13 protein-coding genes are annotated in these 15,204 nt (G+C 66.1%); 1 reads left to right on the forward strand and 12 read right to left on the reverse strand.

The window, feature by feature from the left end; translation table 11 throughout:
* Nucleotides 1-2 precede the first annotated feature (2 nt).
* From DFR67_RS31420 to DFR67_RS30305, 10 genes are all read right to left on the reverse strand, one after another.
* Nucleotides 3-2,303 carry a hypothetical protein gene (locus DFR67_RS31420; RefSeq protein WP_170135271.1) on the reverse strand — a complete coding sequence of 767 codons (2,301 nt, stop codon included), beginning with the start codon at nt 2,301-2,303 and terminating at the stop codon, nt 3-5.
* Nucleotides 2,304-2,341: 38 nt separating this feature from the next.
* A complete protein-coding gene (locus DFR67_RS23290; RefSeq protein WP_146240517.1) occupies nt 2,342-3,070 on the reverse strand; it encodes a DUF8175 domain-containg protein in 729 nt (242 codons plus the stop codon).
* A gap of 137 nt (nt 3,071-3,207) precedes the next feature.
* The gene (locus DFR67_RS30620) at nt 3,208-3,375 is read right to left on the reverse strand and encodes a hypothetical protein (RefSeq protein ID WP_158540018.1); all 168 of its coding nucleotides are present in this window, start codon (nt 3,373-3,375) and stop codon (nt 3,208-3,210) included.
* Between the two features lie 48 nt (nt 3,376-3,423).
* Complete coding sequence (locus tag DFR67_RS23295; RefSeq protein ID WP_110471879.1) at nt 3,424-3,852, reverse strand: hypothetical protein; 429 nt, start codon at nt 3,850-3,852, stop codon at nt 3,424-3,426.
* Complete coding sequence (locus DFR67_RS23300) at nt 3,849-5,417, reverse strand: hypothetical protein (protein ID WP_110471880.1); 1,569 nt, start codon at nt 5,415-5,417, stop codon at nt 3,849-3,851. The genes DFR67_RS23295 and DFR67_RS23300 overlap by 4 nt, the downstream gene beginning before the upstream one ends.
* Nucleotides 5,418-5,459: 42 nt before the next feature.
* Complete coding sequence (locus DFR67_RS23305; RefSeq protein ID WP_110471881.1) at nt 5,460-6,080, reverse strand: hypothetical protein; 621 nt, start codon at nt 6,078-6,080, stop codon at nt 5,460-5,462.
* Nucleotides 6,077-8,074 carry a transglycosylase family protein gene (locus tag DFR67_RS31425; RefSeq protein WP_110471882.1) on the reverse strand — a complete coding sequence of 666 codons (1,998 nt, stop codon included), beginning with the start codon at nt 8,072-8,074 and terminating at the stop codon, nt 6,077-6,079. The genes DFR67_RS23305 and DFR67_RS31425 overlap by 4 nt, the downstream gene beginning before the upstream one ends.
* 127 nt (nt 8,075-8,201) lie before the next feature.
* Entirely contained in the window at nt 8,202-10,466 is a 2,265-nt protein-coding gene (locus tag DFR67_RS23315; RefSeq protein ID WP_146240518.1) for a cutinase family protein, read from the reverse strand.
* A gap of 196 nt (nt 10,467-10,662) precedes the next feature.
* The gene (locus tag DFR67_RS23320; RefSeq protein WP_146240519.1) at nt 10,663-11,385 is read right to left on the reverse strand and encodes a DUF8176 domain-containing protein; all 723 of its coding nucleotides are present in this window, start codon (nt 11,383-11,385) and stop codon (nt 10,663-10,665) included.
* 106 nt (nt 11,386-11,491) lie between these two features.
* Complete coding sequence (locus DFR67_RS30305) at nt 11,492-12,643, reverse strand: hypothetical protein (RefSeq protein WP_146240520.1); 1,152 nt, start codon at nt 12,641-12,643, stop codon at nt 11,492-11,494.
* 666 nt (nt 12,644-13,309) lie between these two features.
* On the opposite strand from DFR67_RS30305, the gene DFR67_RS23335 reads away from it, so the two are divergent.
* Entirely contained in the window at nt 13,310-13,852 is a 543-nt protein-coding gene (locus DFR67_RS23335) for a helix-turn-helix domain-containing protein (protein WP_110471887.1), read from the forward strand.
* Nucleotides 13,853-13,879: 27 nt separating this feature from the next.
* On the opposite strand, the gene DFR67_RS30625 is transcribed toward DFR67_RS23335, so the two are convergent.
* Together DFR67_RS30625 and DFR67_RS23340 are read right to left on the reverse strand one after the other, a co-directional pair.
* The gene (locus tag DFR67_RS30625; protein ID WP_158540019.1) at nt 13,880-14,047 is read right to left on the reverse strand and encodes a hypothetical protein; all 168 of its coding nucleotides are present in this window, start codon (nt 14,045-14,047) and stop codon (nt 13,880-13,882) included.
* Nucleotides 14,048-14,108: 61 nt separating this feature from the next.
* Nucleotides 14,109-15,194 carry a GAF domain-containing protein gene (locus tag DFR67_RS23340; protein ID WP_281268367.1) on the reverse strand — a complete coding sequence of 362 codons (1,086 nt, stop codon included), beginning with the start codon at nt 15,192-15,194 and terminating at the stop codon, nt 14,109-14,111.
* Nucleotides 15,195-15,204: the final 10 nt, after the last annotated feature.

Raw genomic sequence — 15,204 nt, forward strand, 5'->3', positions numbered from 1 at the left:
GGTTAGGTGTTGTCGGGGGTGGGTGCGGAATCCGCGGCCACACCATGGGTGCGGTTCGAGGCGTTCATCGCCGCCGCTCTGGTGCCGCCGGACGCGCCCGCGTAGGCCGCGTGCCCGGCGAAGGTCGCGCCCTTACCGGCGACACCGCCAGCCGCGGCCAGCAGTTTCCCGGCCGCGCCGCCTTCGGGCCCGGTCAGCGCTGCGGCTTTGCCCAGTCCTTTGGAGCCTTTTTCGATGCCCTTGCCAGCCTGGCTTCCCTGGCCCCCACCGCCACCGCCACCGCCACCGCCACCGCCGCCGCCGCCGTGCGGCATGGAGTGATGGTTGGCGGCGGTGCTGGTGGCTTTGTTGGCCATCGACGCGCCCTGTCCGCCGACCGGGTCGCCGCCACCGCCGCCTACGCCACCGCCGCTGGCACCGCGGGAGGCCCCGATCGCTCCCCCCATGCCGGCGCCCAGGACCTGGCCGCCGCCACCGCCGCCATCGCCCATCCGGTCCGCGTCCTCGGTGTCGGGCAGGATCGGTGCCCACTTGAGCATCGACAGCGGCGCGAGACCGATCACGATGAAGCACAACGCCATCAACGCCAACTGACCCAGCGATTGAAGGTCCCCGCTGCCCAGGGAGGCGTTCACCGACGCCGAGTTCATGATGTCGGCCACGATGCCCAGCAGGAAGAACAGCAACGGGACGCTGGCCATGATCGAGATCAGGGTGAACGGAATCCGCAACGCCTTCTTCCGCCACGGCGGGTACACGAAGAACGCGAACCCGATCGCCATGGCGCACGAGGCCAACGGAATTCCGATCTGGTGCATCAACAAGCCCAGGTACAGCGCGAACGCGCCCAACCCGAGAAGCCCAAACCCGATGATCCCCATGATCACGCCGCCGACGAGGGTTTCGTTGGTCAACGCTCCCAGAGTCGAGGAGACGTTGTTGACCAGCTCATCGACGGAGGTCCCGATGATGCCCACGATGGCATCGGCCAGGGCCCCGAAGAACACCTCCAGCAGGTAGGCCACCCCCGGCGCGAAGATCATCATGACCACCGCAACCGGCAGATAGCCGACGGTGTTGTACATCAACTCCCGGGCACCACCGTTGCGGGAGGCGCGCACAGTGGCGGCCAGAAACAGCACGCACAGCAGCGCGATACCGAGCCCGACTGACTTGGCGTACCACTCCGCGAAATAGTCGGCGGTGAAGTCGAAGTCACCGGCATCAGCCAGCCCGGGCAGGACCTGTTGCACCAGATCCATCGACCACGCCTTGATGCTGTTGGCCCACTTCCCGATCACATCGCTGGGGTCCTGAATGAACTCGACAACCTCTTTGGCGCCCTGCCACATGTCCGAGTACGCCTTGACGATCGCAGCGCCGCCCTTGTAGAGCGGGTGGTCCTCGATCGTGTCGCCGATCCGTTCGGACAGGCTGGTATTGCGGTCGATCCAGGCGGCCGTCTCGTCGAACATCCGCCCCACACCGACGTTCCATGCCGTGCAGCGCTGCAGGTCGGTGCCTCTGCTGGCGTTGTCGCAGTTGACGAAGAAGGCGTGTTCGCAGTACGCCCAGCCGTTGCGGTCACCTGTCTTGCAGGGTTCTTTGATCCGATCGGTCTTGGTCTTATCGCCCCCGGTCATCGCCTGCAGCGATGCCGCGTCAGGTTGCTCGGCCCACTCGAACCCCCAGGTGGTGATCTTCTCGCCGTTCCAGCGTTTGAAGTCCTCAGCGCACACAGGTGTGGTCGATGGGTAGAACTCCGAACGGTCATTCGGGAAGGCTTTGCCGAGCATCTTCTCTGGCGGCACGACCCCCTTGTCCCGAACGAGCTGGGCGACCTGGTCGTTGTCGCGCATGGTCTCGGGCGAGATGGTCTCGCCGTCTCCATCTTTGAAACCGACGCCTGCCCCTATGCCAAGGACTGCAAGGAATTTGGTCTTTTCCTCATCAGTCTTGCGCCAGTACCGCATCTTCTCTTCCTTGGGGAAGACGGCTGCGAGGTAGCCAGCCATGTCGCCGCCCTTGCCGGCGCACGCTCCGGAGAACCAGGGCCCATTCTTGAACTCGTCGGTGCCGGCGATGAGCGGTTTGATTTCTGCGGGCAGCCCGGCGGGGAGCTTTTTGCCCTGACCGACGTCGCCACTCGAGGCGGTCATACCGCCGTCGTCGTCAGGGGCGGCCGCGGCGTGTCCAGCACCTACGGTGAGCAGCACCAGCACAGTGGCCACTAGCAACACCACTCTGGTCCACAGCGCCCGACTGCGGCCACCGCGATCTCGCGGCGCGTCGTGAAAGGTCATTTGATTCATTCCAGATGCTCCCTCGCCAGTGCAGGGGTTTAGTCGACGTAGAAGCTGTAGTAGCCGCCGGTCGCTGTCTGCGACAGCGGAGACTCTGCTTCAGGGAAGGTGGTGTCGGCCGGGTTCGGACCGGGTGCGAACTGCCAATCGACAGCCTTCCAATCGGTACCGCTCCAGGACAGAGTGACGGTCGTCGTCGACCAGATGGTCTGGACCCCGACCTTGCCCTCAGTGCCGATCTTCGACTGACCCGTATCCAGTTGCCACACACTCACTACCGCCCGTGCGGGATCGAACGAGGTCACTGTCGTCAGCACAGGGATGGTGTTGTAGACGTTCTCCGTCTTACCGCGGCCTGACGCCTGATCGAGAACGTCGATCAGCGCTTGCGTGGGGTTGGTTCCCACCGCCTGCTCTTGCAACTTCTCACCGGAGACCCGTCCCTGATCGGCCTGGGTCAGGGCTTGAATGAAGTTGACCGCTGCGGTGACAGCCCCCGGCTTGTCCCGGGTGTAGCCCGACGGGATGCCGTTGGTGATCGATTGCGGTCCGTGCGCGGATCCAATCCCCTGGGTTGCTGAGTTCTTCTCTCCGTCAACGGAACCGCCGCTGTCACCGCCGCCGCCGCACGAGGCGGCCACGATGATGACCAGCAGCACGATGACGGCCAGGGCGCCGCCACCGATCCACCATGGCTTACGCGACGGCTTTGCAGTGGCGCTGCCGGCGGCTAGCGGGCCCCCGACCTGGCTGTAGTTGCGGGCCATCACCACTCGCCCCCAACTAGGGTCGCCACGCACGGATGCGCGTCAGGCGTTGGTGGTGTGGTTCTGGCTGGGTCAGTGACCATCATGAGGTTGTTCTCCTTTGATCTTGCGGTAGCCGTGGTGGATTCGGGTGGGTGTCAGAAGGCGAGGCTGATGGCGATCATGATCAGCGTGAGCACCAGCGCCGCAGCGAAGATGAGCGCGACGCGGAAACGGCGTCGGGCGTGGTTGTTGCCGCGGACCCGGGGAGGCACTGGACTGGCGGCGTTGATGGGCCTGCGGGCGCGGGGGCTGGGTGCGTTCATGGTGGGGTTCTCCTGTAACGGTTGATGGTTGAGCTGGGCAGTGAGGTGTTATCCGCCGACGGCGAACAGAACGCCGGTGATCAAGATGGAGGCTCCGGCGCAGGCACCCAGACCCACCAGGGCGTCGTAGAATGATTGTTTGGCTTCGACTTGCTGACCGGCGAAGCCGCGTTTGTTGGCCATGCCCATTTTCGCGCCGGCCGCGATGACCCAGATTGCGCAGCATGCTAGGCATGCTGCCCAGAACGCGCCCATGAGTCGGCGCCAGCTGTCCCCGACCCCGGTTCCCCAGAGCGAGAAGTCCGGCAAGATCCCTTCAAGGGGATTCCATGCCGCCGCCAGCACAACGGTATTGCCGGCGGTCTCGGCGCCGGCCACTCCGGTGCCGGCGAGCCAGGCCAGGGCTGTGAGTCCGGCGATCACCGCCGCTCGACGACGGGTGCGTGGCCGGGTGATGGTGTTGGTGGTGCTGGTCATCGGTTACCTCCTTGTGTGTGAAATGAATCGGTCCGGTGCGGCGGCATCGGGCCGGGGATGGGTTGCTGCGTGGAGCCGGGGTGCCAGGTCGGCGCGGCGGCCATCTGCTGCAGATAGGCCCCGGGTGGGCCGTACCCCGGCTGCGAGACCGGGGCGCTATAGGGGGCGGGCCGGGTGATCGACGCCGGCACCTCGCCTGCGGTGTACTCCACGGGCGCACCTACCCGCAGATGCGCGAGACGGTCGGCGATCTCGGCCGCGACCCGGGTGTAGGCCACATGGGTGGTGTACGCCAGCTGCGATTCAGCGATCCGGGTTCCGGACCCTTCGAACAGCGGCTCATAGGGGACGTCGACGATCCGGGTGATGCCCAGATCGTGCAGGTCAGCGATGATCGCGTCCCGGTCGGCGGGGTCGGCGCTGCCGGGAGTGGGCGCGATCGCCACCACCGCGCCGGTCACCAGGTCGCCGCGCCCCCCGCGCCCGCGCAGACCGTCGAGCATTTCCAGGACCGCCCGCGCTGCGTCGCGGCGGTAGGTCATCGGAATGACCAGCTGGTGGGCGTGCGCGGCCGTCCACTGCCAGTTATCGGACAGGTCTTCTCCAGCGGTGTCGACGAACACCCCGACGCGGTGCCGGCGCAGGACGGCCGCGATGGCGTCGCATTCGGTCGCGCCGATGGCTTTGACGCGCGAGGAGGTGCTGTCGGAGGCCAGGACGTCGACCTTGGTTCCGGGTTGGCGGCGCAGGTAGGTGTTCAGGGCGCCTGCGGTGGCGTTCGGGCCGGCGAGCTCGGCGGCGTGCTCGAGCAGATCCCACACGTGCAGCTGCTCACCGTCGGTGGTCGCTTCTGCCCGGTCTGCCAGCGTCCCTTTGGATTCGGTGTTGTCCCATGCCACGATCCCGGCGCCGTAGAACATGCCGAAGATGTAGGACAGCATCAGCGTGGTCGGGGTTTTGCCCTGTCCGCCTTTGGGGTTGGCGATCATCACCTGGAACCACGGCGGCAGGACCGCGCGGGTGATGGTTTCGGTGTCGTAGCGGTAGTCGATCTCGTCGGGCTGCGGAGCGAGCTTCATGCCCAGGGTCTGGTTGAGCCAGCCCCGCTTGCCCCACTCGGCCGGGTCGGTTTCGATGCCCGGGCTCGCGGCGAGCAACCCGGTCCGCCGGACCTGCTCGCGGTAGACCTCATCGGCCTCGATATCGGGAGCCGCGTCCGGTCGTGGCTGCCTGGTCTGGGCAGGCACCGGTGCAGCGGGCGCGGTGAACTCGACCGTCGGGGCGTCCCCGGCACCTGGTTGCGGGGTGCTGCGGGGTGCGGTGATCTGCGCGCGCAGGGCTTCGGCGGCGTCGCGGGCGCTCACACGCCGGGCGGTCTCGGTGTCCCCAGTGGTGGGGTCATCGACAGCGGTGTCGTCGACGTCGGTCTGCTCGGTGTCCACCTCGGGTTCGGGGTCGGGTTCGGTGACCCGGCGCAGCGTTTGCGCCCGCAGGTTGACCGGGGTTTCGGCGTCGTACGGACTGCCGAACTCAGACTGCGGAAAAGTGTTGTTGGAGTAGCTCATAGGTGTCCTCCTTCGAGGTATTGGTGCACTGTCGGTGGCGGGTCATCGCTGGGCGAGTTGACTCACCTCCCAGAAGTCGGCGGCCGTGCGCACGCAGATCACCCACGCCGACGAGATCGCGGGCTTGCCGATCTGGTTACCTTCGGGAGTCCGCGCGATCTGCTGGACCTCGTAGACGAAGAACTTGCGGTCCGCGGTCTGCGGAGCGCCCTGATCGGGCAGCAACCGCCAGGTAGGAGTGACCACCGCGTCTTGCTCGGCCCAGGTCAGCCACTGCCCGCCAGGGCTGTTCGACCCGGTGGAGAACAAGCTGTCGGCGAACGCCGCCGTCAGCAGCGGCGCAGTGCGGGCGGCGGCGTCGTTGGGTCCGTCGTCACTGCCGGTGTCCCAGGAGAACCAGATCTTCACCGCAGCCTGAGCGAGCTGCTCGGGATCAGACCGGTCGACCAGCAACGCCTTGTCCAGCGCCGTCGCCGGCGTCGGGGCCGTCGGTTCGGTGGTGGCGGGAGCGTCATTGGGGTCCCACTGCTGCGCCGGGGCCAGCGGTGTGGCTGTCGTCGAGGCGCTGGGGCTGTTGTCGTCGCTGGAGCAGCCCGCGACAAAAGCCAAGGTCAGGGCGAGGGTGGCCACAGCCAGCCAGGGCCGGCGGGTGATGGTGCTCATCCGAATCTCCTTGCGTCGATGCCGCCGCCGAGATTCGACAGCGGCGATACTTTGACCACATCGCCTGATTGGGGGGCTTCGATCATCTGGCCGCCGCCGATGTACATGGCCACGTGCTGGGGGTTGCCGCCGCCCGGGAACACCACATCGCCCGGCTGTAAGGCGTTGATGGGGACGGGTTTTCCGCGTGGGTCGTTGAGCTGCCTGACCGTGTAGTGGTCGAGGATGATCTTGTGGTCGGAGGCTTGGGCGATGGCGTAGATCATCAACCCGGAGCAATCGAACCCGATCTTGTTGAAGTCGCCGAAACTGTCGGCCACCCCGCCGTCGGCGATGCCTTTCGACGGGCCATTGGCGGTGCCACCGCCCCAGGCGTAGGTCGTGCCGCGCCAGCGCATCGCCGCGTCCACCGCTTTCTTCCCGAACGGGCCACTGAGCGCGAGATCGGCCGCCCCGCCGCCCGCAGGGTCAGGGGCGCTGAACTTGGCGATCGCGTTGGCCGGGATGTTGCGGACGTAGTTCTGGGTTTGGGTGTTCTGGCAGACCCCGCCTTGAGAGGCGGTCGCGCCGGGGCCGCAGTTGTACATCGACAGGTACAGCTCGGTCAGATCGCCCTGCAGGCTTCCGTCCTGCAATCCCTTCTTGGCGATGCCGACGAGCTCGCAATCGAACGAGGCCATCGACATCACCGCATCGGGAACGGTGTACGGGTCTTTGGTGCCGTTCCCGTCGCCGTCAACGCCCTTCTCAGGCCACACCGACGGAATGAACTGCGCGTTCCCCATCGCCCCTGAATCGGCGTTGTACGCCTTCGGGTTGAAGCCGCCGCCCTCGTTCTCCAGCTGCGCCGCCAGCAGCGGTGCGGTGACCTCAGGGCAGGTCTGGGCGGCTTTGATGATCCACGGCTCGTACTCGGGCGGGACCGATCCCGGCTTGAGGACCGCTCCGCCGCCGGCACCGGGGAGCACGCACCCGGCGGCGGGGGTGACGGCGGCCGCGAGCTCCACCTTCGGTGCGGCGGCCGTCCCAGACAGGAAGGTGCCTGCGGGTGCGGGCTTTTTGTCGGTGACCGCTGCTTCTTTGCTGGTGGTGGGCCAGGCGTTCCAGCCTTGGCCGATCAGGACGCGGTTGGCGACCTCCATTTGTTGCTGCGGTGTGGCTTTGTTGGCGGTTGGTGCGAACTCGTCGCCGCCGTGGCCGGTCCAGGTCGATGGCGCGAACTGCAACCCGCCCTGGTAGCCGTTGCCGGTGTCGATGGCCCAGTCGCCGCCGGATTCGAGTTTGGCGACTTTTTCCCAGTCGGCGACCGAGACCACTGACGGATCAGAGGGAGCGGGGGCGGCGTTGACGTCGGTGGCCGCTGGTGGTCCGCGCGGTGCGGCGGGATCGGCGGACGGGTCGCTGGTGGGTTGGCCGGGTTCGCCGGCACCGGAGAGCCAGGGCATTGGGTCGACGGCCTGGCCGCCGCCCAGGCGGGTGCCGTCCCACAGCTCGAAATGCAGGTGGGGGCCGGTTGATTCTCCTTCGTTGCCGACGGCTGCGATCTCTTGGCCCGCTGAGACTTGATCGCCGGTGCGGACTTTGAGCGAAGCGCCGGTCATGTGTCCGTAGACGTTGGAGAACTTCTTGCCGCCGTCGTCGAAGTCGATGATGATCCAGTGCCCGAACCCTTGCGCTGTCTCAGCTTTGGCGACGGTGCCGCCCATGGCGGCGTAGATCGGTGTACCCAGCGGGGCGGAAAAGTCTGAGCCCTGATGCTGCGTGCCCCACCGCGGCCCGAAGGGGCTAGAGAGCTGGTAGGTGCCGGTCTTGAGTGGCATGACCTTGCTGCCGGGTCCGGCCAGTGTGGGCCCTGAGGTGGCGACCTGGGGCAGGCAGTCGGTCGGTGGCGGGTTGTCGTCGGAGCCGAAACCGAAGAAGCCGATGATGACGATGAGCAGTCCGACCCCGCCGGCGAGCGAAAGTTTCTTGCTGGTTCCAGCTGATGATGCCATGGGGTCGACCTCCTCACTTTGGTTGCATTACTTCGCTTTTCACGCGCCCGGCCAGGACAAGCAAAAAGAGGAAAGGGGGTGCGCGGGCTATTCGCGCAGCCGTTGTGTCAGGTGCTCATCAGCTCCTTCACCCGCCCAACGCTGTGCGGAAGAAGTCGTAGAGCCATTCGAGTGCGGGTTTGCCGTCGATGACGAGCTTGTCGTAGGAACCGTGCGCGTTCGAGGCGTAAAACGTTGCTGCGGTAAGTCCTTCGCCGACGAGCTTGGACAAGTCCTGGGCGCCCTGGGAGGACACCAACTGCGTCAGCGAGCCGAACATCGCGGTCATGTCCTGGCCGCCGCTGGCGGTCGCGAGAGCTTGCTGCTCGGGACTGGCGCCGGCGCCGAGGAGCTCCGGCGACATCTTCGCGCCGGGCTCGAGCACACCGAGCGCGACCGAGGCCAAGTCCAGGCCGATCGGCAGCAGCTGCGTCAGTGCGAACAGGTTCCGTGTTTCGAGGACCTGCCAGGCCACTTCCTGGATCTGGCCGACGTTCTTGGCCAACCGGATGATGTCGAGGTTGCCGAGCAGCCCCAGGACCACCGACGCGATCGCCGTGGTGCCGGAGGTGTCGGGAACGAGAGCGACCAGCTTGGCGGCGGTCTTGAAATCGACCTGCGCGGCCATCTTCACCCACGGAGAGAGCTGGTTGTTCAGATCGCCGGAGATCTTGTGGGCACCGGCGATGTTGCCGGTAAAGATCTGCTGCGGCAGAGCCTGCAAGTTCGCGACGATCCCGGCGTAATCAGTGCTGGTGACCGCGGTAATCACGTTCATTCCCTGCCCGATCAGCACATCGGGCTTGAGACCGCCGAGCACCGAGGACGCGGAGGTCAGCGCGGTCTTGTCAGCAGCATTGAGCGGGGCGACCTGCGCCACCAGCTGCGCGGCCGAGGCGGTGAGCCCGGCGATGTCAGGAGCCGATGTGGTGGCTCCGGTCGTACTGGATCCGGGGGCGGGGAGCGCGTTCGTGCCTTGCCACGGCGCGCTCCCCTCCCCCGTCCCTGATCCAGGCGGCGAACCTGGATCGACCACTCCCGCACCCTCGCCCTCTAGGGGGGTTGAGGACGACGGCGCAGTAGTGGACAGTGTGGTCGTCGACGAGCTGGTGGTCGTCGACGTCGAAGCCGGCGCACTCGGCGCCGCAGTAGTCGTGGTGGTCGGCACGGTCGGTTCTGCCGGCGACACGTCGGGTGCGGTGGCCGGGGTCAACGGCACGGTGGGACCCGAGCCCAGGGCCTGCGAGAGGCCGGACGCGATCGTGGTGGCGGTGTTCAGGATCGCGGGAATGTCCATCCCGCCCAACGTCGTGAGCAGCGCGTTGGCCTGCCCTGTGGGGGTGGCCGGATCCGCGCCCTGGACGTACTTGGTGGCGCCGGGGGTGGTGGCGACCCACTGCTGAGTGTCGGCGACAGCAGTAAACGTCTCCAGGATCTGACCGGCCAGAGACGCCAACGACGCGAGCTGACTGGCTTGCCCGCCCGAGGTCGGCGCCCCCTGCTCGGACAATTGCCCGAGCCCGGTGGCCAGTGCATCGGTGGTCGCCACCGTCCCCGGAATGTCGGTCCGCGAGTAGTCACTGGTCAGGCCAGACACATCCGGAGTGGTTGCTGCCGGTCCGGATTCGGTGCTGGTAGTGCTGACCGGGGCAGTGGTACTGCCAGGGCTGGTTTCGCCGTTGCCGGCCGAGCCGAGGGTCTGGCCGAGGCCGGCGAGGAAAGAATGCTGCGAGGAGTTGGTGGAGCAATACAGATCGCCCGGTGCGCAGAGCTGCCGGACTTTGGACTCGAGTTCGCCGAAGCCGCCGTCGCGGGTGCCGGCGATGCCCTTGCCGTCCGGGGTGGGCCCGGCGACGGGCGCGTTGCCCTGCTTGGGGTCGGCGACCAGGCCGACAGCGTCGACCTTGCTGGCATCGACGGGGCCTTTGCCGTGCCCGATCTGCCAGGCAACGTCCCCGGCAACATCGGCGCCCTGGGAATACCCGCCGAGCACGTTCTGCGAGGTGGGGCACCGCTTGATCAGATCCTGCAGCCGCGCCACACCTTCGGATTCCGATTGTGCGTAGGTCTTACCTTTGTCGAATGCCGACGCCGAATAGTTCGGGTAGATGACGGTAATCGTTGAGCCGTACGACTTCTTGAGCTTCTCCCCCACCGCACCGAGCAGACCGGCCGGTTTGGTCGGATCAGCCGCCGGCGACGTTTCCCACGTCCCGGGAACCAGGTAGGCCATGTACTGGGTACACCCCGACCCGAGGTCGGCGGCACCGGCCGGCCCCGGCGCCACGGTGCCCATCGCGACGACGGTGGTGGCCGACGCGGCGACGAGCGCGGCGCGGTGTGTGATCGACAAGCGGCTCACAGTGGTTTTCCCCCTAGACTGGGGACGCTGATGTGCGTCCTGCGTTTGTGTGGACCATCGGCAACCCGCGGCCTGGGAGCGTTACTCGACGCCAATCTGATTCCGCTCCCAGGCCGCTCTATCGCACCCGGTGGGCCCAATCCCACCGCCCCGGCGCGAGGTCCGTTACTGCAGCTCATCGCTGTTCTCACCGCTTGATCGACACGTTGGTGGGTATGGCCGTGATCACGGTCCGGTCGCCCTGACGGGCGGTCTCGATCACCTGAAAGGTCAACTCCGGCTCGGAGTTCGGACGGAACTCAGCCAAACGAACCTCGTAGGTCCCGTTGCCCCGGTCCGTGATCTGCAAGCAGTGCGTCGTGCCCGGCGGCATCGCGTCGATACTCGACTGCAGGCTGGCGGCGTCGCCGACCAGGGCGTCCGGGGCGACTGCCTCGCGGGCGGCCACGCCCGAGCGGGTCACGTAGTAGCCGTAGTCGAACTTCTTGATCGCCTCGACACCGGTATCGGTCCCTCCGGCGTCTTTGCCCCAGGAGACCGCACCCACTGCTGTCGATGGGCACGCGGGGTCGGTCACCGACGGCGGCGGCACCGCCACCGTCGGCGACTGAATCTGATCTAGGGCAGGCAGATCGGCGTTCGGTGCGTCATCTCCACCGATCACCTTCGACACTGCCCACCCGCCGGCGATCACCACCGCAACCACGATCAGGGCAGCGACGACCACGACACCCGCCACCACGGGACCGCGGCGGCGACCGCGCCCCGTGGTGACTGATGCCCGCCGGGGCTGGTCAGTGCCCTCGACCCTCGGCGCTGCCGCTCTCGGCGCTGCGGCCGGCAGTGCTTGCGCCTGTCGGGTCGCGGGCTGGTTCCACCCTCGGCGGCCGCCACGCATCGCGCGGGGCACGCTCGCACCAGCTGCGGGCATAATCGCCCGCGGCCGGCGCGCAGGTCCGGGCCGGCCCGATCCTGGCCGACGAGTGCGTGTGGCAGGCATGGCAGGTGTCCCCGTGCTACTTGTCCGCCGGGGCAAACTGCGGGAACTCCACCCGCACACCGGGGATGACCTGCTCGATCTGCGTACTGACCTGCGCCGTCACATCGGCAACTGTGTCGCGGGCGGTCTGCGCGAGAAACCCGATCGCTTCATACGGGGCGTCGGCCTGCTCAGCGGACCACTCCAGCGGCACAGACACCGGGCCAACGTCGACACTGCCCGACACATCGCCTGCAGAGTTGACGACGTAGGACACCGTGCCGTTGCCGGGCAGGCCGTCGGCGTTGAGCTCGAATTGATTGGCCTCGGGGTTGGGTGGTTCGGGGTGGCTCAGCTCGGATTCGGGTGTGCCCGGCGCAGGCGGGGCGTCCTTGCTTGCTCCCGGATCGCCGGCACCGAACAGCCAGCCCAGCAGACCGCCAGCGACGCCGCCGGCGATGGCACCGGCACCGCCCACAATGAGCAAGCCGCCCGCGGCACCGGCCGCGCCACCGGCCGCGGCACCGATCAGCGGGGCCACCGGGGTGAACGGCGGCACAAACGGAGCGACTGCGGTGCCGATACCCAAACCAATCAAGGCCCCGGTCGCGCCGAACACGACGGCCGCCAGAGGCCCGGTCAGCATGAAGCCGGTGACACTACCGGCGACAATGCCCACCATTGTGGCCGCTGCCTGACGGCTAGCTTCGTCCTCGGGTACACCGATAGAAATCAACGTCGTCGCGATATCAGCAGTCCACTTCGCGTTCCACCGATTCCACGACCGGGTATCAGGATCGCTGAGCCAATCCGGTTGTGGGCCGGTCTTATTGCCGAGCATCACGTATCCCGGCCGCGGCAGTACCGGTGTTACGGGCTTGGTTTGTTTGGGGAGATGGATCGGTCCCTGCGGCACCGGGTTATATACCTGTGGGTACACCGGAGCGGGCTCGTCCCATCCCTGCACCACCGGGGGCGCGGCCGGGTCCCACACCGGATCGGGAACCGACCCCGGCCCCGAATCGACAACGGGAGCAGTCTCGACAGGTGCAGTCGGCGCGGGCTCGGGAGTCGGAGTGACACCACCCTGACCAGGTCCGGCAGACGGTGGAGCTGTTACACCGCCCTGACCCTCAGGGTCAGCGAACGCGGTGCCGGCACCGAAGCTCATCACGGCTGCAGCTGCCACAGCAGCCGCAATCATGCGACGTGACGTCGACGACGGAGTGGACAACGAACGGGAAACGCGCGGTTCGACGAGCGCATGGCGGGGACTGTAAATAGATCTCGAAGACAAGGGATTTCCTCTGCAAGGTTAGGGAAATTGAAGGGGTGCATCGACGAAGCGTCTAACGAGCACTCCAAAAACCGCCTACCCTGAGAGGGTCGGCAGTCGCCAAATGCGGTGGTTGCGTGACTAGACCCCGGACCCCCCTGGACGCCAATCTTTGGAAGGGTTCGGGGTCGATCTAGCTGTTCATGGAGGCGCTAGAACCAATAGTTCGTGTCTGTCGCTGAGAAGCGGCGTGAACTGCACGATCTGCGGCGAACTGACAGAGTTGTTCGCCAGGTGATACCGACGCGGTGTGTATGCGCTAAAACCCATTCCAGACTCCCCCAAAATCACGGCACGACTGTGCCCGAAATTGCGACCACCGGCGAGTCATCAAACCGATGAGAAGAGTCCTCCCTGACGGGAGCGCGAAAGGATAGTAAGCAGATGGATGTCCGTTCCGCAAGCGACACGGCCGTGTCGTCACCTTGTCAGCACCCATGCAGATAGCGTAAGCCGCGTACCGACGAACCGCAACTGTTTTTCGCAAGTATTGTTCGTCCGAAGGCTGGGAGGTCTGCTGTGAGCGGCCACAATGAAGACGGACAGGGAGTTGGCGGGGTCAATGGCGGAGAGGCGGTACGGCGGGTGCCACGCGGCGGTACGGCAGGCTTTTCTCCGGCGGCACTGCGGCGGGCTCTTGAGCGACACAACCTAGCGATCGAAGACTTGGCGGATGAGATCGGAGTCTCGCGCCAGGCGGTGTCGTCGTGGTTGGGAGGCGTGACTACGCCGTCCCCTGCGTCCCTGGTGAGCACCGCCAAAGCTGTGGGCCTCACGCCAGCGGATCTGACCCCCGGTGTGTCTGACCACCCGTATTTGGCGGACCTGCGTGGTCGGGCCGGGCTGACTCAGACCGAGGTGGCCAAGAGCCTGGGCATGGCCAAGAGCGTTCTCAGCGACATTGAACGAGGCCGGCGGGCGCCCGATCCCAGCCTGGTGACGCTCATGGCGCCTTTGTACGCGGTCTCGGAGAAAGCGCTACGCGCGGCGTGGGATCGGGGTGTCGAGGATCGAGCGCATGTGCGTGAGGCGCGGTCCAGGGCGCGCCGACGCGTCAAGTAAAGGTCGCAATTTTTGATCGTTCCCGATTTAAGGGACGTCGATCTCAGTTTCGCCTGGCTCCGCCTTGCTCTTGCCGTCAGCGTAATCCTGGACGGTGGCCATGCTCATCGCGACCGCCCAGCCCATTTTCAGGCTGCCATCCGGGTACGTCGCCGCCTCTGTGTCGAGTCGGGCATCGCGAGCAGGGTTCGTCATCATCAATCCTCCATGTTGGGTTGGTCGTGTGCGCACTGCCATTGCCATTGCGTCGTGCGCCCTACCACAGCAGCGGCCCCCCTTGCTCGGAGCTGTCGCCGCGATCTTCGTGAGGAGCAACGGTTTCCACGCGAATAAGTCCGTGGCCGAACACTCCCGGTGTCGCGGCAGCGAGCAGGAATTTTGCCTCGATCCAGTCGGTGTCCGGGAACCTAACCCATGCTCGGTACTCCTCTTTGGTCGTTTCTGCCTTCGCGAGTCTGAGCTGGGCGGCGGTCATCTCCTCGATGTTGTCCTGGTGAAACTCCGGATTGTTAACCAGCCAACCGTCCAGAGGAGCCGGGGGTGGTGTGAGCCAATCGGCCACAATGCCGGTGGCAAAGTCGATGTGACCGATGCCGACCGGGTCATCTCCGGCGATCAGCGCAGCAGTGGTCCGAGCAGTACGCCGGTCATAGGTATCGGTGAGCTGTGGTTTCTCGACGTCGGAGATGTCGTGCACGAGCCCCCGAAGCATCCACACTCCCTCGTCTTTGCGGACCGCTCGCATAGTCATATATGCCTGCCGCACAACGTTATCCATCCTCTTCAGGGTTAACCTGCTGTCGAATGTCGCACCGTGCTCGACAAGGTTGGAGCGCATCTCGGCGATGAACCGACCGAGCTCACCTTCCCGAGGGAAAGCTTCAAAGTGACGAAAAATCTCCGGGCTCACACGCTGTTCCTTGGGTTCAGCGTGACCGAGGATTTCTGTCTCGATGGTGCGGCCGTGATAGGTGATCTCCGTGGCAGGATCCCATTCGAAGGCCCCAATGGCCCGAACGGGTGGCACAGGCTGGTCGGTAGGGCCGATCCACACTTGCGCGCCGTACGAAACACCCAGCGGACCAAGGATGGGGTCGGCGATGAGCTGAAGTGGCGGGTATCCCTCTTTCACGGTCACCGCCTGCTCGACGCGCTCGAAGCTGGTGACGGCCGCCTTGACCGCATCCAGGATGGCGGCGTCGATGTCGAGCTGCCTATAGTGCTCGCGCCGACGTATCGAGACGTACTGGCGCGGCTTCTTGCCGTCGAAGATCAACGTTGGTTCGCCGTCGGCCATCCACTCAACGATGTTCCAGGTCGAACTGTTCTCAGTGCTGTTCAAAGTGTTCCCC

Origin of the sequence: Williamsia limnetica (genome assembly GCF_003217475.1) — a bacterium.
GTDB classification, from domain to species: domain Bacteria; phylum Actinomycetota; class Actinomycetes; order Mycobacteriales; family Mycobacteriaceae; genus Williamsia; species Williamsia limnetica.

What these genes read in the sequence shown, in the direction of transcription:
- DFR67_RS30625 (WP_158540019.1), bottom strand. Translation starts at nt 14,047, where the DNA reads ATGACGAACCCTGCTCGCGATGCCCGACTCGACACAGAGGCGGCGACG.
- DFR67_RS30620 (WP_158540018.1), bottom strand. Translation starts at nt 3,375, where the DNA reads ATGAACGCACCCAGCCCCCGCGCCCGCAGGCCCATCAACGCCGCCAGT.
- DFR67_RS23295 (WP_110471879.1), bottom strand. Translation starts at nt 3,852, where the DNA reads ATGACCAGCACCACCAACACCATCACCCGGCCACGCACCCGTCGTCGA.
- DFR67_RS31425 (WP_110471882.1), bottom strand. Translation starts at nt 8,074, where the DNA reads ATGGCATCATCAGCTGGAACCAGCAAGAAACTTTCGCTCGCCGGCGGG.
- DFR67_RS23305 (WP_110471881.1), bottom strand. Translation starts at nt 6,080, where the DNA reads ATGAGCACCATCACCCGCCGGCCCTGGCTGGCTGTGGCCACCCTCGCC.
- DFR67_RS31420 (WP_170135271.1), bottom strand. Translation starts at nt 2,303, where the DNA reads ATGACCTTTCACGACGCGCCGCGAGATCGCGGTGGCCGCAGTCGGGCG.
- DFR67_RS23300 (WP_110471880.1), bottom strand. Translation starts at nt 5,417, where the DNA reads ATGAGCTACTCCAACAACACTTTTCCGCAGTCTGAGTTCGGCAGTCCG.
- DFR67_RS23290 (WP_146240517.1), bottom strand. Translation starts at nt 3,070, where the DNA reads ATGGCCCGCAACTACAGCCAGGTCGGGGGCCCGCTAGCCGCCGGCAGC.